Source organism: Pricia antarctica (assembly GCF_900101815.1).
GTDB classification, from domain to species: domain Bacteria; phylum Bacteroidota; class Bacteroidia; order Flavobacteriales; family Flavobacteriaceae; genus Pricia; species Pricia antarctica.
Map to the genome: position 1 here is coordinate 176,196 of NZ_FNAO01000002.1, position 22,918 is coordinate 199,113.

The 22,918-nt window shown below is 48.9% G+C and carries 18 protein-coding genes; 16 read left to right on the forward strand and 2 right to left on the reverse strand.

Annotated features, from left to right (window positions below; genetic code table 11):
* The first annotated feature begins 93 nt into the window (after window positions 1–93).
* From porL to BLT07_RS03620, 4 genes are all read left to right on the forward strand, one after another.
* Window positions 94–744 (forward strand): type IX secretion system motor protein PorL/GldL, encoded by a 651-nt coding sequence (gene porL / locus BLT07_RS03605; RefSeq protein ID WP_091865898.1) that lies wholly within the window; start codon window positions 94–96, stop codon window positions 742–744.
* A gap of 53 nt (window positions 745–797) precedes the next feature.
* Window positions 798–2,357 (forward strand): type IX secretion system motor protein PorM/GldM, encoded by a 1,560-nt coding sequence (gene porM, locus BLT07_RS03610; protein WP_091865900.1) that lies wholly within the window; start codon window positions 798–800, stop codon window positions 2,355–2,357.
* Window positions 2,358–2,415: 58 nt separating this feature from the next.
* On the forward strand, window positions 2,416–3,318 hold the full coding sequence (gene porN / locus BLT07_RS03615; RefSeq protein WP_091865902.1) for a type IX secretion system ring subunit PorN/GldN: 903 nt from the start codon (window positions 2,416–2,418) through the stop codon (window positions 3,316–3,318).
* Window positions 3,319–3,531: 213 nt separating this feature from the next.
* A complete protein-coding gene (locus BLT07_RS03620; RefSeq protein ID WP_091866466.1) occupies window positions 3,532–4,587 on the forward strand; it encodes an NAD(P)/FAD-dependent oxidoreductase in 1,056 nt (351 codons plus the stop codon).
* Here BLT07_RS03620 and BLT07_RS03625 read toward each other — a convergent pair.
* A complete protein-coding gene (locus tag BLT07_RS03625; protein WP_091865904.1) occupies window positions 4,562–4,966 on the reverse strand; it encodes a DUF983 domain-containing protein in 405 nt (134 codons plus the stop codon). The genes BLT07_RS03620 and BLT07_RS03625 overlap by 26 nt on opposite strands.
* A gap of 226 nt (window positions 4,967–5,192) precedes the next feature.
* Here BLT07_RS03625 and BLT07_RS03630 point away from each other — a divergent pair, with 226 nt between their 5' ends.
* The 12 genes from BLT07_RS03630 to BLT07_RS03685 all read left to right on the forward strand — a co-directional run bounded on the left by BLT07_RS03630 (window position 5,193) and on the right by BLT07_RS03685 (window position 20,607).
* Window positions 5,193–7,109, forward strand: coding sequence for an ABC-F family ATP-binding cassette domain-containing protein (locus BLT07_RS03630; protein WP_091865906.1), 1,917 nt, complete (start codon window positions 5,193–5,195; stop codon window positions 7,107–7,109).
* 159 nt (window positions 7,110–7,268) lie between these two features.
* On the forward strand, window positions 7,269–8,156 hold the full coding sequence (locus BLT07_RS03635; RefSeq protein ID WP_091865908.1) for a leucine-rich repeat domain-containing protein: 888 nt from the start codon (window positions 7,269–7,271) through the stop codon (window positions 8,154–8,156).
* Window positions 8,157–8,330: 174 nt separating this feature from the next.
* Window positions 8,331–9,350, forward strand: a complete 1,020-nt coding sequence (locus BLT07_RS03640) for a Gfo/Idh/MocA family protein (RefSeq protein ID WP_091866468.1) — start codon at window positions 8,331–8,333, stop codon at window positions 9,348–9,350.
* A 9-nt stretch (window positions 9,351–9,359) separates the two neighbouring features.
* Window positions 9,360–9,542, forward strand: coding sequence for a CPXCG motif-containing cysteine-rich protein (locus tag BLT07_RS03645; protein WP_091865910.1), 183 nt, complete (start codon window positions 9,360–9,362; stop codon window positions 9,540–9,542).
* Between the two features lie 146 nt (window positions 9,543–9,688).
* Complete coding sequence (locus BLT07_RS03650) at window positions 9,689–10,738, forward strand: formylglycine-generating enzyme family protein (protein WP_245726438.1); 1,050 nt, start codon at window positions 9,689–9,691, stop codon at window positions 10,736–10,738.
* A gap of 50 nt (window positions 10,739–10,788) precedes the next feature.
* Entirely contained in the window at window positions 10,789–11,334 is a 546-nt protein-coding gene (locus tag BLT07_RS03655; RefSeq protein WP_091865911.1) for a YceI family protein, read from the forward strand.
* 146 nt (window positions 11,335–11,480) lie between these two features.
* The gene (locus tag BLT07_RS03660; RefSeq protein ID WP_091865913.1) at window positions 11,481–13,838 is read left to right on the forward strand and encodes a PSD1 and planctomycete cytochrome C domain-containing protein; all 2,358 of its coding nucleotides are present in this window, start codon (window positions 11,481–11,483) and stop codon (window positions 13,836–13,838) included.
* A gap of 229 nt (window positions 13,839–14,067) precedes the next feature.
* Complete coding sequence (locus BLT07_RS03665) at window positions 14,068–15,537, forward strand: DUF1501 domain-containing protein (protein WP_091865915.1); 1,470 nt, start codon at window positions 14,068–14,070, stop codon at window positions 15,535–15,537.
* 346 nt (window positions 15,538–15,883) lie between these two features.
* Entirely contained in the window at window positions 15,884–17,323 is a 1,440-nt protein-coding gene (locus BLT07_RS03670; RefSeq protein WP_091865917.1) for a c-type cytochrome domain-containing protein, read from the forward strand.
* 9 nt (window positions 17,324–17,332) lie between these two features.
* Window positions 17,333–18,109: an SDR family NAD(P)-dependent oxidoreductase gene (locus tag BLT07_RS03675; RefSeq protein ID WP_091865919.1), complete on the forward strand. Its 777-nt coding sequence runs from the start codon at window positions 17,333–17,335 to the stop codon at window positions 18,107–18,109.
* Between the two features lie 103 nt (window positions 18,110–18,212).
* Complete coding sequence (locus BLT07_RS03680; protein WP_091865920.1) at window positions 18,213–19,550, forward strand: Gfo/Idh/MocA family protein; 1,338 nt, start codon at window positions 18,213–18,215, stop codon at window positions 19,548–19,550.
* A gap of 13 nt (window positions 19,551–19,563) precedes the next feature.
* Window positions 19,564–20,607: a DUF6807 domain-containing protein gene (locus BLT07_RS03685; protein WP_091865922.1), complete on the forward strand. Its 1,044-nt coding sequence runs from the start codon at window positions 19,564–19,566 to the stop codon at window positions 20,605–20,607.
* A 107-nt stretch (window positions 20,608–20,714) separates the two neighbouring features.
* Here BLT07_RS03685 and BLT07_RS03690 read toward each other — a convergent pair whose 3' ends face one another.
* Window positions 20,715–22,907, reverse strand: a complete 2,193-nt coding sequence (locus BLT07_RS03690; RefSeq protein ID WP_091865924.1) for a xanthine dehydrogenase family protein molybdopterin-binding subunit — start codon at window positions 22,905–22,907, stop codon at window positions 20,715–20,717.
* Window positions 22,908–22,918: the final 11 nt, after the last annotated feature.

Consider the following 22,918-nt stretch of genomic DNA (forward strand, 5'->3'; position numbering starts at 1 on the left):
CAAATACAAATACCCATCAACGAAAGTTGATTAAAGTCAAACGCAAACCAAATCTTTAGTATTAACATTAAATTTCAAATTAAATCTTAAATTATGGCACAGTCAAAATCAACAAAGAAGTTATTCAACATGGCCTACGGCCTTGGTGCATCGGTAGTAATCATTGGTGCATTGTTCAAAATCCTTCACTGGGAAATCGGTCCGCTTACAGGGGGTCTTTTACTCGCAGTAGGTCTTATTACGGAGGCACTTATTTTTGCTATCAGTGCATTTGAACCTGTCGACGATGAATTGGATTGGGCATTGGTCTATCCTGAATTGGCCGGTGGCAATTCCTTAGGGAAAACCAACGAAGCTGCAGAAATGAAGGAAGCCGAAGCTTCTTTGTCCGCCAAATTGGACAACCTTTTGAAAGAGGCCGGTGTCGATGCCAACTTGATGGAAAGTTTGGGTTCAAGCATCCGCAACTTCGAAGGTGCCGCCAAAGGTATCGCCCCGACAGTAGATGCTATGCAGTCTACGAAGAAATATTCCGATGAAATGGTTCAGGCCGCCAGTCAAATGGAATCATTGAACAGTCTTTATAAGGTACAGCTGGAGAGTGCTAGCAGGCAAGCTTCCATTAATGAGGAACAATTGCAAAATGCCAGCGCGCTTAAAGATCAAATGGAATCTTTAGCCACCAACCTATCTTCTTTGAACGGAGTATACGGTGGTATGTTGACCGCAATGAATAGAAACTAATTAGAGATTAGTTAACCCCAAATCAAAGTATTAACAAAATCTAATTAGAAAACATGGCAGGAGGAAAAGAAACACCACGTCAGAAGATGATCAACCTTATGTACTTGATCTTCATCGCGATGCTGGCACTCAACATGAGTAAGGAAGTTTTGGCCGCGTTCGGTATTATGAACGAAAAGCTAGAAGCTTCGAACGAAAAGATGGTCGACAGTAATGATAATTACTTGGCCAATCTCGACACCAAGGCAACCGAAGATCCCGCAAAGTATGCTGATCTTTATAAGAATGCCCAACGGATAAAGGAAATGTCCGCCGAATATTACACCTATTTAGCAGGTCTGAAAGCAGAACTGATGGAAGGTACCGAAGACCCAAAGGATTATGCGGTCATGGACAAGTCCGATCATTTGGACGAGAAATTCTTCCAAGGCGATAACCTTGCCGAAGGTGGAAAGGAATTTATGAAGCGTATCACCGACTATCGTAACAACGTATCCGCTATCGTTCCCGAAGGAATTAAAGAATCTGTAAAGACGCGATTCAAGACCGGTGACGAAAACGGAAAAGTCGTAAAGCGCGACGGTAGCAAGCAAGACTGGATCAACTACAACTATGAAGGCTTCCCACAGGTAGCGTCATTGGCCAAGTTGACCGCTTTGCAGGCCGATGTCAAAGCGACCGAAGAATCCGCTTTGAAAGCGATGTTGGAAGGTGAATTGAGCAGCCAGGTATCGTTGAAGAATTTTGCGACTTCGTTATTGGGTAGCAAGTCTGCTTACTACAGTGGCGAAAAGTATGATGGTAAGATCATCATCAGCAAAACGGATAACTCTTCCACACCGGTGAAAGCCGATTTGACCTTAGATGGTCGTAAGCTTTCCGAAGGGTCGGATTATCGTTTGGAGGCCGGTGGCGTCAAAATGCTGATCGGTGCAGGTTCGCCTGGTGATCATGAAGTGAAAGGTACGCTCTACTTTCAGCAAGATGGTAATGAGATCGAAGTTCCCGTTAGTAATAGCTTTGCCGTAATCAGCAAGCCGAATTCCGCTTTGATCGCAGCCGATAAGATGAACGTTGTTTATCGTGGTGTTGCCAACCCCATGTCGATTTCCATCCCTGGAATTCCTGACAATAAGGTAAGCGCATCTGCCCCTGGTCTGAAGAAAGTAAGTGCCAGTAAGTACATCATGAACCCACAAGGGGGTAGAACTGTAAAGATCACCGCTTCGGGTACATTACCTGATGGCCAACGCATCTCTACGCCAGCTGAATTCCGAATTAAGGATATTCCACGGCCCGCAGGTACGGTCAGCAAACAAGACGGTACCGTTAAACTGCCTAAAAGCAATTTGGAAATTGCTACTATCGGCGCGATGTTAGAGGATTTTGATTTCGACCTAAACCTAGCGGTTAGCGGCTTCAAATTCAAAGTGCCCGGCCAACCCACGGTCAGTGTCAACGGTGACAAGTTGAACGAGATGGCGAAAACGGCCTTGAAGAGAGCTAAAAGAGGCGACGTCGTCCAGATATTCGATGTAGAAGCTTACATTACCAATAACAAAACGTATAAATTGAAGAAAGTGTCTCCCGTAATTGTGGAGTTAACAAACTAATAACAGGTAAAAAACCGGGTGGACTTATACGTCGCCCGGTACTTTAAAATTGACAAACATGAATTGGAAAAATGTTTTATTAATCGGAGCCGTGACCTTGTTGCCCGCTTCCTTGATGGCTCAGGCGAACATCTTGAACGCCAAAACGCCCGAGGATATCGGTAAGAAGACAGAGGCCCAAAAGGCGATGGATCATGACGTTCCGCTTGAGTATGGCTATATCGATGAGCGCGACATCCTTTGGTCAAAGACCGTTTGGGAAACAATCGATTTGGACGAACGTGTCAATTTTCCTTTGTATTATCCTACCGATACCATTGATATCGGTGCCGATAGACGATCATTGTACGATGTGCTGCTGAAGAACATCCAAAACGGAAAGTTGAAGGATGTATATGCGGATTCTTATTTTAAAGACAAACGTAAATTCAGCGAGCTTAGCGCCACCCTGTCGATGAAGGATACAACTGACTACGGATATGAGCAGATTAATGCAGGCGAGGAGCTTTCTCCTGAGTATGTGATTACGCGTAATCTTTCCGCCGCAGATATCGAGGAGTATCACATCAAAGGAATGTGGTATTTCGATAAGCGTCAAGGCGAATTGAAGTATCGGTTGTTGGGTATAGCACCTGTCGCTCCCGACGTTAACTTTATCGACGATGACTCCATGGACCCGGCGGATGCCTTGGTCGAACTGTTCTGGGTCTGGTACCCCGACGCCCGTCAAATTTTGCACGATGCCAAGGTGTTTAACCAGCGCAACTCCGCGCAGCCCATATCTTTTGATATGTTGCTGAACTCAAGAAGGTTCAACGGTGTCATCTATCGTGAAGATAACGTGTACGGAGACCGAGAGGTCGATGATTATGTAACCGATAATGCCCTGTTCCAATTGTTGGAGGCCCAAAGAATAGAAGAGGTCATTCGCGATAGGGAACAAGATATGTGGGCGTATTAAACGCAATAGTGAATATTCCAATTCAATAAGTATTGAAACGCCCCTACAGCCATGTAGGGGCGTTTTGTGTTAGTCATTGCGAGCTCCGCTCGCCGAAGGCGTTCGGAGCGTGGCAATCAGATGAACATACTAGAAGGTTCAACCCTCTGCCGCGCCAAATTGCACTGCGTGCTTTTGGCTCGCAATGACTGCCGGTTTTATACCTTTGCGCTTATGCAAGACTATCTAGTAATAGGCCTGGGCCTCGCCGGTATCGCTTTCTGCGAACAACTTGAAAAACACGCTAAATCCTATACCGTTATCAGCGACACTTCGCAAACATCCTCCCTGGTGGCGGGCGGTCTTTATAACCCCGTCATCCTAAAACGCTTTAATTTGGCTTGGAAGGCTAAAGAGCAGTTAGATACGGCCATCCCATTTTACACCGCTCTCGAAAAAAAACTGGGTGTCCAATTGAACTACCCGCTTCCCGTTTATCGGCGTTTCGCTTCCATCGAAGAACAAAACCTCTGGTTCGAGGCTTCCGATAAAAAGGGCTTGTCCGAATTTTTATCCCCAAAAATCCATTTAAATAAAAATCCGAACATCGCTGCCCCTTTCGGGTACGGAGAAGTTTTGGGTACGGGCCGAATCGATACTCGCACCTTGGTTTCATCCTATACGGCATACCTTAGTCTAAAGGATCGTTTTACGAAGGAAACTTTTAAGCATTCCGAACTGCAAATCAAGGAAGAATATGTTCAATACAAATCCATCAAGGCCCGAAAGATCGTATTCGCCGAAGGCTTCGGAATGAAGCAAAATCCTTTTTTCAACTATTTACCGATGCAAGGCAGTAAGGGGGAATATTTATTTATCAAGGCTCCGGACCTTAAAGAGGATAAGGCCATTAAATCTTCAATTTTTTGCCTTCCCGAAGGTGATGACGTGTATAGAATTGGCGCAAATTACGCTCGAGAAGATACGACCAATGCACCTACGGATTCTGCAAAAAGCGAACTACTTAAAAAATGGGATAATTTTATTCGATGTAAGTACGAGCTGATCGATCATGTAGCGGGCATTCGACCTACGGTGAATGATAGAAAGCCTTTAGTCGGGCAGCATCCTGAGCATCGAAATCTTTATGTTTTGAACGGATTTGGGTCTCGGGGAGTGATGACCGCACCCTATGCCTCGGAACAGCTTTATAAAAATAGTTCAGCAAATTATGTTCAGGATGGGGAGTTGAACGTTGCCCGATTTACCGAGAAGTATTTCCAGAAGTGACTTCTCCCGCCCCAGCATCATACTTTACAAAAAAATTAATCCAAATATTACGCGACAGGCGGATGATAACCGGCATAAGCACTACTAAGGTAACGATGATGGCAATAAAGGAATTGATAAGTTCGGTACCTGCGAACAAAAAGGCGATAACAAACGCGGCTATGGCGAGTGCGACACCAAGTCCATAGCTTACGTACATTGCCCCATAAAAGAAGGAAGGCTCCATCTTGTACTTCAAGCCACAATGCGAACAGCGTTCATGCATTTTGAACAAGTAGCCCAAACGGTAGGGGTTATTGTTTAAATACATGCTTTCGTTATGGCATCGGGGACAACTACCCGTTAAAATGCTGTATAGTTTGCTTCCTTTTTTTAACATTCCGATTGTTTGTTGCAAAGGTAACTCTTTGTCCAGATTCGGACCTTGTTAGATTTGTAAAAAGGAAAAGTTCAAGTTCGAGTTCAATCGCAAGTTCAAATCTAAAAACTTACTTTTGCAGCCTTGTTATCATGAGTTTGTCTAAATGGGAATACTTTTTAAAACCCTATAAACTCCATGACGGATTAATCATAAACTTTTTGAACTTGCTCTTGAATATTAAATCATGCTGAACGTCCATAATCTTTCCGTCTCCTTTGGGGGCGAATATCTTTTTGAGGAAATTTCCTTTCGTTTGAACGGGGGCGACCGCGTTGGTCTTATCGGTAAGAACGGGGCCGGAAAATCGACCTTGTTGAAATTATTGACTAAAGATATGCCCTTGGATACCGGTACCATTGCCATGGAAAAAGGTATCAAGATCGGCTTTCTACGGCAGGATATCGATTTCGAACAGGGGCGTACCGTCTTGGAAGAGTCGTATCAGGCCTTTGAGGAAATCAAGGCTTTGGAAGCACAACTGGAGCATATCAACCACCAACTTGCCGAACGTACCGATTATGAAAGCGAGGGCTACAACCAATTGATGGTCGACTTGGGCGATATCACCCACCACTATGAGATTATCGGCGGCTACAACTATCAGGGCGAGACCGAAAAGATACTTTTGGGATTAGGTTTCAAACGGGAAGATTTCGACAAAAAGACCGATACCTTTTCGGGGGGATGGCGTATGCGTATCGAACTGGCCAAACTGTTATTACAGAGCAACGATGTGCTGCTGTTGGATGAACCTACCAACCACTTGGATATCGAATCCATATTATGGCTCGAACAGTTCTTGAACAATTATTCAGGGGCCGTGGTCATCGTATCGCACGATAAAATGTTTTTGGACAATGTGACGAACCGCACCATAGAAATATCCCTGGGACGGATTTATGACTACAACAAACCCTATTCGAAATTCCTAAAATTGCGGGGAGAGATCAAGGAACAACAGTTGAACGCCCAAAAGAACCAGGAAAAGGAGATTCAACAGGCCGAGCGGCTGATCGAAAAGTTCAGGGCGAAATCGACCAAAGCCTCTATGGCGCAATCTCTGATCAAGAAACTGGACAAAATGGAGCGTATCGAGGTCGATCAAGACGATAATGCGGTGATGAACCTGCGATTTCCGGTTTCGATTACGCCCGGTAAAGTGGTCGCCGAAATGGAACAGCTTTCCAAAAGTTATGGAGAGAAAGAGGTCTTGAAGAACATCAACCTGCTCTTGGAACGCGACAGCAAAACCGCATTCGTGGGGCAAAACGGACAGGGGAAATCCACTTTGGCCAAAATCATGGTCAACGAACTGGATCATACCGGAAAAATGAAACTGGGCCACAACGTACAAATCGGGTATTTCGCCCAGAACCAGGCGGAATATCTCGACGGCAATAAGACGATTCTCGATACGATGACCGATGCCGCCAACGAAAAGAACCGCAGCCGGGTCAGGGATATTTTGGGTAGCTTTCTCTTTAGTGGCGACGATGTCGATAAATATGTGAAGGTGCTGTCGGGCGGGGAGCGTAACCGGTTGGCCTTGGCCAAGATGTTGCTACAACCGTTCAACGTGCTGGTCATGGACGAACCCACGAACCATTTGGATATTCAGTCCAAAAACGTGCTCAAACAGGCCTTGCGGAATTTTGACGGTACACTGATCGTGGTTTCCCATGATAGGGATTTTCTTCAAGGCCTTACCGATAAGGTCTACGAATTCAGGGATAAGAGGATAAAAGAATATCTCGGGGATATCAATTACTATCTCGACCAGCGGAAAGCAGCTGATTTCAGGGCCATTGAAAAGAAACAGGAAGAAGTACGCAGTAAAACCGTAAAAAAGGATAGTCAGAACGACTATGAGGCCCAAAAGAAAGTAAAATCGCTCAAGAACAAGCTAAGTGGGGTCGAGAGCAAGGTTTCACAGCTAGAAAAGACGATCGCCGAAATCGATCACGATCTGTTAATGGACTATGATACCACCATTGCAAAACCCGACTTTTTCGACACCTACCAAAAAAAGAAAAAGGACTTGGAAAACCTTATGCAAAGGTGGGAAGAGCTCACGGAAAAGCTAGAAAAAATCGAAGCTTGACTTCCTGTTCATCCTACTTTACAGCACTTAATCGGGCTTTCACAACAAAGTAGTACACTTGGTCGATAAATTTTGGTTTTCATCCATTGTTATGGTTTATTTGTAGGATAATTCTTGTGTGTTCGACCCAAATCGAAATATCTACAATAATTGAACCTTATGAAAAACCTACTTTGTTACCTCACCTTACTCGTTTTTAGCTTACAATCCCTAAGTGCGGGTATTCCCAACAAAGAAATGACAGCCTTGGTCGAGTTGCACCACGCGACCCATGGTACGCATTGGACAACACCTTGGAATATGACTACCGACGTGTCCACTTGGCACGGCGTAAAGGTGGTTAACGGTCATGTAGTAGAGATCAATCTGTTCAGAAACAATCTTGAAGGTACTATTCCCAAGAGTATTTCTAATCTCAAGAATCTGATATCCTTAAACCTTGCGTTCAATTCCCTTACCGGTGAACTTCCGGTAACGATTGTAGAACTAAGCCGTTTGAAGGTGTTGAAGTTAGAAATGAACCGCATTAAGGGAGTGCTTCCCGAAGGCCTCGGTAATCTTACCAATTTGGAAGAGCTGAGCGCTTTCAATAATTTTCTGACCGGCAGTATTCCGGAGAGTATAGGGGAAATGAGCAAACTGAAAATTCTCAATCTTAGCAGTAACGCTTTTAAAGGTAGTATACCGAAATCGTTGGGAAGCCTTACCGAACTTGAAGTGCTGGGTCTTTTCGAGAACACCATCGAAGGCGTCATCCCTTCCGAAATAGGTAATCTGGGCAAGCTAAAGGAATTGGTACTGGCCAACAATCAAATCGGTGGCGAGGTGCCGTTGGAGGTCGCCCAATTATCCAATCTTCGGATTTTTCAGATACAGAACAACAAATTCGAATCGTTCAACAACCTGCGTTACGTGAATGAAGACCAATTTTTGGTGTTGGACTTTGACAAGGGCGATAGCAACAAAGGCTTTAAGGATATCGGTTTAAGTAGATCGCGAATGGCGGACACAAAATTTGAAGAGGGTGTACCGGACGACGATAATTGATTTCCTAATATATAATTTGGTTGATTCAAAGGGATGCAAAACGGCATCCTTTTTTTATGCGATTCTCCCAAGTCATTTTATTTAAGATAGATTTAACTAGAGTCGCTTAAACTTATGAATAGTTTTGGTCTCCATCGTTTGAATTCCAATTGTATCATCAAAGTATTTATTAAAATGAAACAGTTCAATATCGGGATCGTAGGAACGGGATCCATAGTGCATACCTATGCAAAATGTATCCAAGAATTGGAAAACGCCCGATTGGTAGCCCTATACACCAAATCTGAGGGTAGAAAAGAATCGGCCAAAAAAGAGTTCGGCGTTCCCGTCTTTAGTACTATGGATGAATTTCTACAAAACGATATCGATTTGGTATGCGTATGCAACGAAAGCGGTCGGCACGGCGAGGCTATCAAAGCGGCCGCTCGGGCAGGTAAACATGTATTGAGTGAAAAGCCATTGGAAACCACGCCTGAGAAAATCGATGAAATCATATCGATCTGTACCTCCCAAAATGTAAAGTTGGGGTGCACGCTACAAAACCGATGTAGCCCCGATTATGAGCTTGTTGTAGAAGCTGTAAATTCTGGAAAGCTAGGCAAACTGGTCATGGGTAACGCTCATATCAACTGGTATAGGTCTGAAAGTTATTATGCCGATAGTGATTGGAAGGGCACCATAGCGTTCGACGGCGGCGCGGCGTTTATCAATCAAGGCATCCATACGATTGATTTGCTGTTGTATCTCATGGGCCCGGTAGCATCGGTATTCGGTAAGGTGAAGACCCTGGTGCATGACATAGAGGGGGAAGATGTCGGTGCGGGTCTATTGAACTTCCAAAATGGCGCCATCGGAACCATTACCGCCGGTACGGCCTTATACCCAGGTTATCCGGAGCGTATCGAAATTTACGGTGAAAAAGGAAGTATCTTAATGGAAGGCGGGAGAATCATAGCCTGGAATGTCAAAGATACGCCAGTCCCAAAACTCGCTTCCGATGAAAACGGTGGAAGCGGCGCCGCCGACCCCACCGCCATCGGCCATCAAAACCATAAGAAAGTAATCGCAGACATGATAGCAGCGATACAGAACGACCGCCCTCCGATGGTTGATGGCGCGGAAGCCCGCAAAGCTGTAGCGGTCATAACCGCCATTTACGATTCTTCGCAAAGGGAAGCGTTGGTATTTTTGTAAACTTGAAAAATGTACGAACACTTCTTTCAATGCCCCTATTGCTGGGAAGAAATTTCAATGCTGATGGATCCTTCTATCAGAAAACAAACCTATGTTGAAGATTGTGAGGTCTGTTGCAATCCGATCGAGGTCACTCCTGAATTTGAGCATAACGAACTTATCGGTTTTCAGGCTACGGATATTGAGCAATAAGGATGGATAAGTCATTTTGGTAGCGTCGTAGAGCGATTTTTTGAAGCGAATTCGGTCATTTCAGTACCCAAAAAATCCCATTATTTTCAACGACGAAATCCTGACCTATCGAAATTATGTGTTATTTTTAGCGAAAATCACCCAATATGAATATTCGAATTACGAAACTTATCCTATTTAGCTGCTTTTTAGGAAGCTTGCTTATTTCTTGCAAAGCTAAAAAGACAGCCTCCGACGGAAAAACCGATACTAAAATGGTGGCGGAAGAAACGGTTTCGACGAATACAGGGGCCATCCCATCCGAAGAATATTCCCAAAAAATTCCCGAGACCGAAATGAGTTTCGACATGGTGCTATTGCCCGAAGGAAGCTTTACCATGGGGAGTCCTGAATCGGAGACCGACCGCAAACCGGATGAAGGTCCGCAAAAGAAAGTTTCCGTTGATGCTTTTTATATGGGCAAATACGAACTGACCTGGGATGTTTTCGAACTCTTTTTTAAACAGAACAAAGAAATCTTTGTCAAGTTGGATAATGACAAGGTTATGAAAATCGATGCGATAACACGGCCTAGCCCTCCCTACGAAGATCCATCTTACGGCATGGGCAAAGACGGATTTCCGGCAGTCAGTATGTCAGCCTATTCAGCACTCGTCTTCTGCAAATGGTTGAGCACGGTGACCGGAAAGTTCTATCGATTGCCCACCGAAGCGGAGTGGGAATACGCCGCCAAAGCCGGTACACAGACCGCTTACAGTTTCGGCGACAATGTCGAAGATCTCGATGCGTACGCCGTATTCTATAAAAATTCGAACAACGCGTATCAAAAAGTGGGGACGAAAAAACCGAATCCGTGGGGTCTATATGATATGCACGGCAATGTAGCGGAATGGACGTTGGACGAATATAAGGAAGATGCCTACGCAAACACAGAAAACGAAAACCCATGGGTGACGCCGACGGTCATCCATCCTAGGGTCATTCGGGGAGGGTCGTGGGACGATGATGCCGATAAATTGCGCTCAACGGCAAGAACGGCGTCCAGTCTGAAACAGCAAAAACGAGATCCCCAAATTCCGAAGAGTTTTTGGTGGTTCACGGATTCGAACTATGTCGGGTTTCGATTGGTAAGTCCGAAAGAACAGCCCACGCCGGAAGAACAGGCTAAGTTTTGGTCCACGGTTTTAGACGAGTAGGGTCTGAGAAATTCGGACTGAACCATTTTTTTAAGTAAAACATTCCTAAAATGAAAAACACACTTTTGACCCTTTTGTTGATGGGCTTGACCATATCAAGCTTTTCCCAAGAATCGTACACGCTTTCCGACGCCAGTACATTGACCATTGACGGCAGTTCTTCGTTGCACGACTGGACGGTCACCGCGAACACTATGGAAGGAACGGTAGCCGAAAATGGAGAAAGTATAACCGCTGTGGATTTTTCGGTGGCGGTTGCCGATATTTTGAGCGATAGGGCCGCTGCGATGGACAATAAAATGCACGACGCCCTGAAAAAGGAAGAACATCCGAAGGTGACATTTACCGTCAAGGACGTCAATGCGGCCATGGGCGAAAATCAGGAACTGAAAGGGAAGTTAACTATCGCAGGTGTTGAACAAGAGGTCAGCGTACCGACTTCGATCACACAGAAAGATGGGAAATTACAGATTACCGGAGAAAGTAAAATAGCCTTGAAAGATTACAATATAAAACCACCCACAGCGATGTTCGGTTCTATCGTTGTCGGCGATGATGTGACCGTCAAGTTCGATTTGGTTTTCACGAAGTCATAGACAAAACCTTTTAGTAGGCAATCGTTTGTTTTGTGTAGATTCGGGTAAAAATCGCTAACGAATTGCAAAAATAGTATTGGAGTTCTTTACCTAAAAATCCTTAACTTTAGCAGTCACTATTCAGTGAATTGCTATAAAAAGGATTGATGAAATACAAAATTGGCATAATCGTAGTGCTGTCCCTGCTGATCGGTCTGCTCTATACCTACAAAAAAGGGGTCTTCGATTCCGGGGACGACGAATACGCAAAGCTGAAACTGCCCGAGACGGTCAACTACAATTTCCATATCAAGCCCATACTTTCCGATAACTGCTATACCTGCCACGGGCCGGACGCCAACAAGCGCAAAGCCGGCCTGCGGCTCGACCTGGAGACGTCGGCCTTCGCGGAGCTTCCCGAAAGTCCCGGTAAATTTCCCATCGTACCCAAGAACCTCCGTGAAAGTACGCTCTACCAACATATCATATCGGAGGACGGCGACGCGCTGATGCCGCCGCCCGATTCCAAACTGGCGCTGAACCCCTACGAGAAGCGACTGATCAAGAAGTGGATCGAACAGGGAGCGCATTTCGAAAAGCACTGGGCCTTCCTCACACCGGTAAAGGCCGAGGTCCCCAAGTTCGAAACTTCCGATCCTAGTCATAAGGATTGGGGCGAGAACGAGATAGACGGCTTTATCCTTAAAAAATTGGGGGACAACGACCTACATCCCTCGGAAAGGGCATCCGACGCGACCCTGATCCGCAGGATAAGCCTCGACCTGACCGGATTGCCGCCAACGCCCGAACAGGGGAAGGCCCTTATGGACGACGGTTCGGAATCGAACATGGCCAAGATCATCGACGGGTTTTTGGCCTCCCCCGCCTACGGGGAACGCATGACCCAATCCTGGCTCGATGTGGCGCGCTATGCCGATTCCCACGGCTATCAGGACGACAGTTACCGTACCATGTGGCCCTGGCGCGATTGGGTGATCCATGCCTTCAACGAGAACCTGCCCTATGACAGGTTCCTGACCTGGCAATTGGCGGGCGACCTGTTGCCCGGTGCGACCAGGGAGCAGATCTTGGCCACCGGTTTCAACCGGAACCACCCGATCACACAGGAGGGCGGCGTGATACAGGAGGAATACCGTACCAATTACGTACTGGACCGCACCAACACCTTGGGGAAGGGCATTTTGGGCATTACCCTGGAATGTGCCCGCTGCCACGACCATAAATACGACGCCATCACGCAAAGGAACTATTTCGAGATGTTCGCGTTCTTCGACCAGGTCGACGAGAAGGGACTGCAGATGGATGCCGTTCAGGCAAAAAATAAGAAATTCTTCGCCGATCCGCCCTTTATGACCATTTCGGAAGAGGAAACCGAGGGCGTCCTGTCGTTCGTGAACCTTGAGAAGGGGGAAAAGATCAACGTGATGGTGATGAACGATTCCGCTCCGAGAACCACACGTATCCTGAACAGGGGCGAATACGACCAGCCTACCGATTCGGTACGCCCCGGTACCCCGCCCACGATTTTCGCCTTTTCCGACAAACTGCCGAAAAACCGATTGGGACTCGCGCAATGGCTGACCGATACCGAAAACCCCCTTACCGCTAGGGTCTACGTGAACCGGCTCTGGGCGATGCTGTTCGGCAGGGGCATCGTGGAGACCTCCGAGGATTTCGGGGTGCAGGGCAGCCTTCCGACCCATCCCGAACTGCTCGATTGGCTGGCGGTGGACTTTATGGAGCACGGTTGGGACATCAAGTACCTGCTCAAAAAGATTATGCTCTCGGCGACCTACCAGCAGCGGTCCCAGATGCGGCCCGAGCTGGAAAGGGCCGATCCGGAAAATAAGCTTTTGGCACGGTCACCCCGTTTTAGGATGAGCGGCGAGATGATCCGGGACTATATACTGACCACCAGCGGCCTGCTCAACACGGAGGTCGGCGGGCCCAGCGTAAAGCCCTACCAGCCCGCCGGACTATGGGAGGAGACCAACGCGGGTGCGGACCGTGGCATATTGACCCGATATGTGCCCGACAGCGGCGACGACCTCTACCGCCGATCGCTGTATACCTTCTGGAAACGTACGCTGCCTCCCCCGAACATGACCATTTTCGACGCGCCTACACGGGATTTCTCCGAGGTGCGACGCCAAAAGACGAACACCCCCCTGCAGGCCCTGGTGCTCCAGAACGACGTACAGGTATTGGAGGCCGCCCGGGTCCTGGCACAGGGCATGCTGGAAAAGGAACCCGACAGTCCCGATCTGGTAAGGGACGTATTCCGCCGCATCTTGATCCGTACGCCCGGGGAAAAGGAACTGTTGGCCCTGGACGCCTACTACCACGATGCCGTGGCCCTTTATAAAAAGGACGGCGCCGATGCCGAAAAACTGGTCGCGGTAGGGGAGTACGGACAGCGCGGCACCGACCCGGCAAAGACCGCCGCGCTCATGCTGACGGCGCAGATCATTTACAATTTGGACGAGACGATAACCAAGGAGTAATGTCAGAAAATAGCGAAGAACTGCCTGCCGCGCCTGTGCGCATAACCTTTACGAAAGCAGGATACGGGTCTTAAATTTGATCTGGATCGTAATTGTTGCTTTTCCTTGCCTTGAATACCAAGGATGAAAGAGGGTAGGCAATCAAAAAATAGCTGTATTCGGGGTAGTTGCCGACCTATTGGGATATCGTTATTAAGTAGGTATATTATCAGTAAAAAATGGCACTGTTATGGAAGAAGAAAACAAGAAAACATCCGACGAAAACCCCCTAAAGGTCAACCGCCGCCATTTCTTCTCGCAATTGAGCGTAGGGATCGGCTCGTTGGCCCTTGGCTCACTGTTGATCCCCGATCTGTTCAAGGGGGCGGGTGCCGTGGAAACGGCCGCCCGGCCTTTGGGCATTCCCCATTTTGCGCCCAAGGCCAAACGGATCATCTACCTGTTCCAGGCGGGCGCGCCCTCGCAGTTCGAGACCTTCGATTACAAGCCGACCCTTCGCAAGCGCATGGGCGAAGACCTGCCGGAATCGATCCGCAACGGGCAACGGCTGACGGGTATGACCGCCGGCCAGGACAAGTTCCCCCTGATGCCGCCGGCCGTTGATTTTAAACAATACGGTCAGAGCGGTACCTATATCAGCGATTACTTTCCGCATATCGCCAAGATCGCAGACGATATTACCGTCGTTCGCAGCATGCACACCGAGGCCATCAATCACGATCCCGCCATTACCTTTTTCCAGACCGGGAGCCAGCAGGGCGGCAGGCCCAGTATGGGTTCCTGGATGAGCTATGGGCTGGGCAGCGAGAACAAGAACCTGCCCTCTTTTGTCGTGCTGACCTCAAGGGGCAAGGGCAACAGCCAGGGCCTGTACTCCAAACTATGGTCCAGCGGGTTCCTGGACTCCAAGCACCAGGGCGTGCTGCTGCGTTCGGGCAAGGACCCGGTGCTGTACCTCAACGATCCCGACGGCCTTTCCCGCTCCGACAAACGGCATCTGCTCGACGAGGTCTCGGCGCTCAACAAGATGCACCATGTGGAGACCGGCGACGACGAGATCGAATCGCGTATCGCACAATATGAGATGGCCTACCGTATGCAGATGTCCGTTCCCGACGTGATGGACATTTCCAAGGAACCGGAATCGATCATCAAGCTCTATGGCGAGGACTGCCAGGTGCCCGGCACCTACGCGGCCAATGCCCTACAGGCGCGAAGGCTTGCCGAGAACGGGGTACGGTTCATACAGCTCTACCATCAGGGGTGGGACCAGCACGGCAACCTGCCCCACGAAATGGCTGGGCAGGCCAAGGACGTCGACCAGGCCTCCGCCGCCCTGGTCATGGACCTCAAACAGCGCGGTATGCTCGACGATACCCTGGTCGTCTGGGGCGGCGAGTTCGGCCGTACGAACTACTGCCAGGGCAATTTCGACCCCAAGAACTATGGCCGCGACCATCACCCCCGCGCCTTCAGCATCTGGATGGCCGGCGGCGGCATCAAGCCCGGTCTCAATTATGGCCAGACCGATGAGTTCGGCTATAACGTGGTCGAGAACCCTGTACATATCAACGATTTCCACGCCACCCTGATGTATGCCATGGGCCTTGACCACGAGCAGCTGACCTATAAATATCAGGGGCGGCGTTTCCGTCTTACCGATGTGGCGGGGAACGTTGTGAAAGACCTTTTGGCTTGAAAGAAGAAGTGAGTAAATAGTATGGAGTACAAAGTAGGGTATGGCTAGGGTAAAACAAGGCGATTTTGGCTCAATCGAATAGTTGAAAAATAGGTGGCGAACGATACTAACTGATAGAAAATGTACTACCTCGATGCAAGCATATGAGGTATCCCGCGAAGGGTCGGGGTCAAAAAAATCCCTCCCAATCCCGAAATTTCGGGACGTGACAAAAAAAGGAAAAACGATTCCAGCATCGGGGAATTATTCCCTATTAGATTACATACTTTGAGCTGACAAATGACATGAATACTGAATATCACATAACCTGTTCAATACGAACTACTCAATACTCAGTACTAACCAAATGACCGATACCCTTAAAAACCGCTGGGCCGACTACACCGTTCTGGGCCTGTCCGTTTTCCTGATGTTTTGCCTCCTCTTCGAGTCCTACATCGAACTTCCGAATATGGTATCCTGGTTGGGACGATGGCATCCGCTGGTACTCCATTTTCCCATCGTTTTGTTGTTGATCGCCATTTTTTTGGGACTGACGGGCAAAGCGGTACCCCGACCGTTGCTCGTCGTTGCGGTACTGTCCACCCTGATAACGGCCATTCTAGGATTTTTTCTGGGGATGGACGTCCCGATCAAGGGCGATCTACTGTTCTGGCACCAATGGCTGGGCGGCGGAACCGCCCTGATCGCCGCACTTTGGTACGGGCTGGATGCGATAGGTCTTGAAAAAACGGTGTACATTAGGGCATTACAGATTGTTTTGATAGGATTGATAGGTTTCACGGGCCACTACGGCGGGATGGTCACCCATGGCGAGGAATTTCTGGCGTTCCCGACGGAAGAACCGGAGCATAAAATCCCTGAAAATCCCATGGTCTATAAGGATGTCGTTTTCCGGATTCTGGACGATAAGTGCGTGTCCTGCCACAATCCCAACAAGCAAAAGGGCGAACTGGTAATGACGAGTTTTGACAGGCTGCTCCAGGGCGGTGAGAACGGACCTATCCTGGAAGCCGGAAAGCCGGGGGAAAGCGAGATGATCAAAAGGGTGCACCTGCCGATGGACGACGAGGACCATATGCCCCCGGAAGGTAAAGATCCCCTACAGGAAAACGAGATCGCCATCCTGGAACAATGGATCGCCCTCGGCGCCTCCGATACGGTGCGTCTGGACCAGCTGCCGCGATCGGAACCTTTGGTAGGGCTGATACAGGAACTGATGGTGCCCGAGGCTTCCGAAAGATGGGCCAAGATCCCCAAGGTGGCCGACAGTACGCTGCAGAACCTGGGGTCCGATTATTTGACCGTTTCTCGCGTCGCCAGCAATACGGAAGCGTTGAACGTCGTTATTTTTCCCCCGCCGGAATACCGCCCCAAGACGATTACCGATCTTAAGCGCATCGCCAACAATATCGTGGCCCTCGACCTGAGCAGGCTCCCCATAGGTATGGCCGAGATCGACGTGATTGCCACCTTTGCCAATCTGGAGAACCTGGAACTGGACAAGACCCCGGTCACCGATGCGGGGGTCGAAAAATTGGCATCCCTCGAAAAATTGGAACTACTAAAGATCTTCGATACCAAGATTACGGACAAAAGTATATCCACCTTCAAAAAATTGCCCAACCTGAAAAGTCTGTATCTTTATAAGACCGGAGTATCCGAAAACGCTGTGGCATCCCTCAAAAAAGAAAGACCGGACCTTCTGATCAACGACGGTATCGATAAAGAGATGCAAGCTTTTTTTGTGGCGACAGATTCGGTAATCAGTAACAGTAATCCATAATTCATTCAAATGAAATTCAACCTAAAACAAAAAACGGCGATAGTAACTGGAGGTGGTAGCGGTATCGGCCAGGCCATTTCAAAGACCTTGGCCGCGCAAGGTGCCCACGTACATATTTTGGAATTAAAAGCGGAATCGGCCCAGCAAACCGTCCAAGAAATTGAATCTGCTGGAGGTAAGGCCTACGTCCATGCCTGTGATGTATCATCGCATAATCAGGTCAAGCAGACGATACAAGAAATCGGCGTCAAAAATGCCATCGATATCTTGATCAACAACGCGGGTATTGCGCATATTGGGAATGCCGAAAATACCCAGCCGGCCGATATGGACAGAATTTACGGGGTTAATATCAAAGGGGTCTACAACTGCATTTATGCCGTACTTCCGATAATGAAAAAAAAGGGAGGGGTAATTTTGAACATGGCTTCTGTTGCAGCAACGGTCGGTATTAACGACCGTTTCGCCTATTCCATGTCAAAAGGGGCGGCCTTGAGTATGATGTACTCGGTGGCTAAGGATTATTTGGCCCATAACATTCGGTGCAACAGTATTTCACCGGCACGGATCCATACCCCGTTTGTAGATGGATATCTTCAGAAAAACTTTCCCGACAATCGCGAGGAAAAGCTAGAAGAGCTTTCAAAGACCCAACCCATAGGCAGAATGGGCAAGCCGCAAGAAGTTGCGGACTTGGCCCTGTATCTCTGTTCGGATGAAGCCTCGTTCATCACGGGGACCGATTTTCCAATTGACGGCGGGTTTATCCGCTTGAATGGGGATTAAGGGTACCGAAATTGTAACATCTTTGCGCTCTAACGGATCATGAAAGAAATTTTATTCCTATTTTAATGGCATAAAGTAATACTTCACCATAAATTTAATCAATATGAAATCTTCAAGAAGGTCTTTTATCAAAAAAACAGCGGTGGCCAGTTCGGGCATTATCGCTGCCCCAACCATCGTCTCGTCAAGCGTCTTCGGCGCCAACGACCGCATCAATGCCGCCGTACTGGGCATCCACGGGCGGGGTAAGAGCCATATCCAAAGCCTGATGGAACTCGACAACGTTCGTGTCGCCACCCTTTGCGACCCCGATATGAACCTGCTGACCGCGCAACAAAAGACCTTCAAGGAAAAATACGGATCCAACGTGAAGCTCGAACAAGACCTCCGCAGGGTCTACGACGACAAGGACATCGATGTGGTCACCATCGCCACGCCGAACCATTGGCACGCGCTCGCCATGATATGGGCCTGCCAGGCCGGCAAGGACGTTTACGTAGAGAAGCCCGGCTCGCACAATATCAGGGAAGGCCGCAAGATGATCGAGGCCGCGGAAAAGTACGACCGTATCGTGCAGCACGGGGTGCAGCTCCGGAGCTCCCCCGCCGTCAACGAGGCCATCGGGCTGCTTCGAGACGGGTATATCGGGCGGGTCTATATGGCACGCGGCCTGGTTTTCCGTTGGAGGGAGAGCATCGGCGATGCCGGCACCTCGCCCGTTCCAGAGGGCATCGACTACGACCTTTGGACAGGCCCCGCGGAAAAGCGGCCGTTCACCCGTAACCTGGTCCACTACAACTGGCACTGGAACTGGCCCTACGGCAACGGCGACGTAGGCAACCAGGGCATCCACGAAACGGACCTCTGTATGTGGGGGCTTGACGTGGGACTTCCCACAAAGATCACCTCCATGGGCGGCAAGTACCTTTGGGACGATGCCAAGGAGACCCCGGAAACCCTAACGTCGACTTACAATTACCCAGAGGAGAACAAAATCATCCAGTTCGAGGTGCGCCCTTGGTGCACCAATACCGAGGAGGGCGTCACGGTCGGCAATATTTTCTACGGCGAGAAAGGTATCTTGGTGGTCGACGGTTATGACAAGTACAAGACCTACATGGGGCAGGACCGTACCCCTGGACAATCCGGCGACGATGGCGGGGAGGCGGCTACGGGCATGGAACGCGGCGCGGGCGGTACCACCGGGCATTTCGCCAACTTCATAGAGGCGGTACGCAAGCACGACAAGAGCATCCTGAACGGGCCCGTCGAAACGGCCCACCTCGCCTCGGGTCTCGCCCATTTGGGGAACATCGCCTACAGGACCGGAAGGGTACTGGAATTCGACCCTAAGACGGAGAATTTCGTGAACGACCCAGAGGCCGACAAATATTTGACCCGCGACTACCGTGAAGGATTCGAAGTTCCAGAAAACGTTTAAAACTAAAAAAAAGATGAAATACCAATTGTTGTTTTTGATTGCTGCCTTCACCGGCGGCACGGCACTATTCGGTCAATCGGCCAAAAAACCTACCATTGATCTAAAGACGAACGAAGCAGAAAAAAAGGTAGATGTATTGGTCGATGGCGAACTTTTTACCTCCTATATTTACCCTGACAACGTCAAAAAACCGGTATTGTGGCCGGTGATGTCCCCCGGAGGTAACATGCTGACGCGCAGTTACCCTATGGTCAATAAGGCCGGTGACCGTACCGACCATCCCCACCATGTGGGAATCTGGTTGAATTATGGAGACGTAAACGGACTCGATTTTTGGAATAATTCCGAGGCGATTCCCGAGGAAGATAGGAACGGATACGGCACGATTTACCATCAATCCATCGAAAAGGCCAAAAGTGGCAAGGGCAAAGCCACCTTAATCACCAAATCGCTTTGGAAATCGCCCGATGACGAAGTCCTTCTTGAAGAGAAAACGGAATTCGATTTTAAAGCGATGGACGACATGCGTATCATCGATCGTACTACGACCTTGACGGCGATGGTCGATAAGGTGAAGTTTACCGATAACAAAGAGGGCATGTTTGCCATTCGCGTGGCCCGTGAACTCGAACTCCCCACAGACAAACCCACCGAACTGATGGACTCCCACGGGGTCGTGACCAAGGTCGCAAAAATGGATAATACCAATGTCAAGGGTAATTATCGCAGCTCGGAAGGCATCGAGGGCGGGGAAGTTTGGGGCACCCGGGCCAAATGGATGAAACTATCCAGTGAAATAAACGGAGAACCGGTATCGCTTGTGATTATCGATAATCCGGACAACGTGGGCTACCCTACCTATTGGCATGCTAGGGATTACGGCCTTTTTGCGGCCAACACCCTAGGTCAAAAAATATTTTCTGAAGGCAAGGAAGAACTGAACTTTAGTCTAAAAAAAGGGGAATCCGTCACCTTTAAGTACCGATTGGTAGTGGCTAGCGAAGACTTGTCGGATGAGCGGATCAACGAATTATCGAAAGCCTACGAAAAAATGTAAGGGTATTAACTTTCCGGTATCGGTCCTCAATATATCCCATCAGAATCCTAAGAGCTTGTTTAAAAATTGTTTCTGAAAACCTACAGAAACAATTTTTAAACAAGCTTTTAGGCATTGATAAGGGCATCAGTCGTCACTGGCAATTCCCGTATCCGTACCCCGGTCGTATTGAAAATGGCATTGATAACTGCGGCGGTAGCCGGGCCTTGGGCGACTTCTCCCGCGCCAACCGGCGGTTGGTCGGGCCTATCGATGACCTCTACCTCCGTTTCCGGCGTTTCTGGGAACCTAAGGATGGGATAGGAGTTCCAATCCAGGCTTGTAATGTGGCGGGCATCATAGCGCACCGCCTCTTTAAGCGCCCAACTGGCGGATTGTATCATGCCCCCCTCCGTTTGATTTTTAAGACCATCGGGATTGATGGTTTCCCCCGCATCTATTACCGCCCACATTTTTTTTAGCTGTACCGCCCCGTTTTTTCGGTCCACCTTGACATGGGCAGCAACGGCAAAATACGCAGTTTCGTTTTTATAATGGCAAAAGGCATAGCCCAGTCCTTCCCCCTCGGCAAGATCGATTCTCGATGTATTCTTCCTGAGTTTCTGTAAACAGTCTATGGAGCGGGGGTCCTTCAAATGCATCAAACGGAATTCGATGGGGTCGATGTCGGCCTTATGTGCGAGCTCGTCCATAAAACATTCCAGCGCAAAGAGGTTGGCATAGGCACCCAAGGCCCTTAACGAGGAGGTCCTTAACGGTCCCAAAAAAATATGCGATTGCACGTTGACCGCATCGATGGTATAATACGGGACCGAATTGCGCACCGCACCCCCTTTGTATCCGATGCCTGGTGCCCCATACCCTTCATCCAGAAAACGTGCCGGTAAGAGGCTTTCGGGAGTGCCGTCGGGCCGGTTGCTGTGCCCGTCTGACCAAACCTCGTACTGCCATCCGTTAATTTTGCCATTGGCATCCAGGCCCGCTTTCAGTTCTACGATCATGGCCGTGCCGTAGGGCTCCCAGCCATTCTCGTCATCGCGCATCCATTGCAGGCGGACATGTCGGCCCGGATATTCGACTGCCATCAGGGCGGCCTCGGTGGCAGCATCGTCCGCAGCATTATGGCCGTAACAGCCGGAACCGGGAACCCCGATGATGTGAATATCGTCTTCCGACATTTTAAACAGGGCGGCCAATGAATTCCGTAGGGGATAAATCCCTTGGCTGTGCGACCAGATCTTTAATTTTTCATCTTCAAAAATTGCGACGGCGCATGATGGCCCGTTGGGGGCGTGCATGATGTAGGGCTTGAAATACGAGGCGCTATGCCGTTTTTGGGATTGGTCAATGGCCGTTTGGGCATCTCCCTTATCCTCTTGGGTTTTGGTTTCCAGGGGAAGGGTTTTCAAATAGTCCTTTAACGGTGTATTTGCGGGCAAATAATCTTCGGATTTCCATTGTACGCTTTTTTTGGCCCGCTCCATGATTTGAATGGTCTGATATTCTTCCTCGGCCAGTATCCCTATGAAATTGCCCTTACGCACCAGTTTTAAAAATCCAGGTTGGGTGTCGAAATCCGATTCGTTCATGGAAACAAACTCCGACGTATAACTGGGCGGTCTTACGGTTCGGGCATGTACCATATCGGGAAAGCGAAGGTCCTGGACGAATATCGGATTACCTCGGACCATGTCCTCGATATCCTTTCGGGGAACGGGCTTTCCCACGAATCTACGGACGGTTTTTCCTTTGAATTCGGAGGGTGTGCCGACCTCTTGCTCTATCTGCCTGCCCGCCAGCAACTGGTGCAAACTGATTTTTTGCTTTGGGCCGATGACCTCCCCATCCTTTAATTGCAGTTGTGAAATCGGGATTCCCCATTTTTCCGAAGCCATTTTTAGAACGGTCTCCCGGGCGGAAGCTGCGGCATTGCGGATGGCCATTCCGCTGGATTGGATCGAATAGCTGCCGGCCGTGTAGCCCTCGTCTGGCGTTTTTCCAGTTTCCGCCATTTGCATTTCGATAAGGTCCAAACGTGTATCCAATTCCTCGGCGGCGATTTGTTTTAGAGCCGTGCGTAGGCCTTGGCCGAGTTCCACCTTGCCGCTCATGATCAGCACCTTGCCGTTCTCCAACAGGTGCAGCCACGCATTGATGTGGTTTTGGTCGGGACGTTTGCCTGAACCCCTCATTTTTGAGGGTGCTAAAAAAGAATGGGGTACAGGAGCCGCACCCATCAACGAAAAACCGATGCTTACATATCCGAGTTGTTGTAGAAAATTACGCCTTGTAGTTTCCATGTTCATTTTGT

Excerpts from the sequence above, each read along its gene's own strand:
- BLT07_RS03675 (WP_091865919.1), top strand. The coding sequence starts at position 17,333 with ATGAAATTCAACCTAAAACAAAAAACGGCGATAGTAACTGGAGGTGGT.
- BLT07_RS03655 (WP_091865911.1), top strand. The coding sequence starts at position 10,789 with ATGAAAAACACACTTTTGACCCTTTTGTTGATGGGCTTGACCATATCA.
- BLT07_RS03640 (WP_091866468.1), top strand. The coding sequence starts at position 8,331 with ATGAAACAGTTCAATATCGGGATCGTAGGAACGGGATCCATAGTGCAT.
- porN (WP_091865902.1), top strand. The coding sequence starts at position 2,416 with ATGAATTGGAAAAATGTTTTATTAATCGGAGCCGTGACCTTGTTGCCC.
- BLT07_RS03630 (WP_091865906.1), top strand. The coding sequence starts at position 5,193 with ATGCTGAACGTCCATAATCTTTCCGTCTCCTTTGGGGGCGAATATCTT.
- BLT07_RS03680 (WP_091865920.1), top strand. The coding sequence starts at position 18,213 with ATGAAATCTTCAAGAAGGTCTTTTATCAAAAAAACAGCGGTGGCCAGT.
- porL (WP_091865898.1), top strand. The coding sequence starts at position 94 with ATGGCACAGTCAAAATCAACAAAGAAGTTATTCAACATGGCCTACGGC.
- BLT07_RS03670 (WP_091865917.1), top strand. The coding sequence starts at position 15,884 with ATGACCGATACCCTTAAAAACCGCTGGGCCGACTACACCGTTCTGGGC.
- BLT07_RS03660 (WP_091865913.1), top strand. The coding sequence starts at position 11,481 with ATGAAATACAAAATTGGCATAATCGTAGTGCTGTCCCTGCTGATCGGT.
- BLT07_RS03635 (WP_091865908.1), top strand. The coding sequence starts at position 7,269 with ATGAAAAACCTACTTTGTTACCTCACCTTACTCGTTTTTAGCTTACAA.
- BLT07_RS03690 (WP_091865924.1), bottom strand. The coding sequence starts at position 22,907 with ATGGAAACTACAAGGCGTAATTTTCTACAACAACTCGGATATGTAAGC.
- BLT07_RS03650 (WP_245726438.1), top strand. The coding sequence starts at position 9,689 with ATGAATATTCGAATTACGAAACTTATCCTATTTAGCTGCTTTTTAGGA.
- BLT07_RS03625 (WP_091865904.1), bottom strand. The coding sequence starts at position 4,966 with ATGTTAAAAAAAGGAAGCAAACTATACAGCATTTTAACGGGTAGTTGT.
- porM (WP_091865900.1), top strand. The coding sequence starts at position 798 with ATGGCAGGAGGAAAAGAAACACCACGTCAGAAGATGATCAACCTTATG.
- BLT07_RS03665 (WP_091865915.1), top strand. The coding sequence starts at position 14,068 with ATGGAAGAAGAAAACAAGAAAACATCCGACGAAAACCCCCTAAAGGTC.
- BLT07_RS03685 (WP_091865922.1), top strand. The coding sequence starts at position 19,564 with ATGAAATACCAATTGTTGTTTTTGATTGCTGCCTTCACCGGCGGCACG.
- BLT07_RS03620 (WP_091866466.1), top strand. The coding sequence starts at position 3,532 with ATGCAAGACTATCTAGTAATAGGCCTGGGCCTCGCCGGTATCGCTTTC.
- BLT07_RS03645 (WP_091865910.1), top strand. The coding sequence starts at position 9,360 with ATGTACGAACACTTCTTTCAATGCCCCTATTGCTGGGAAGAAATTTCA.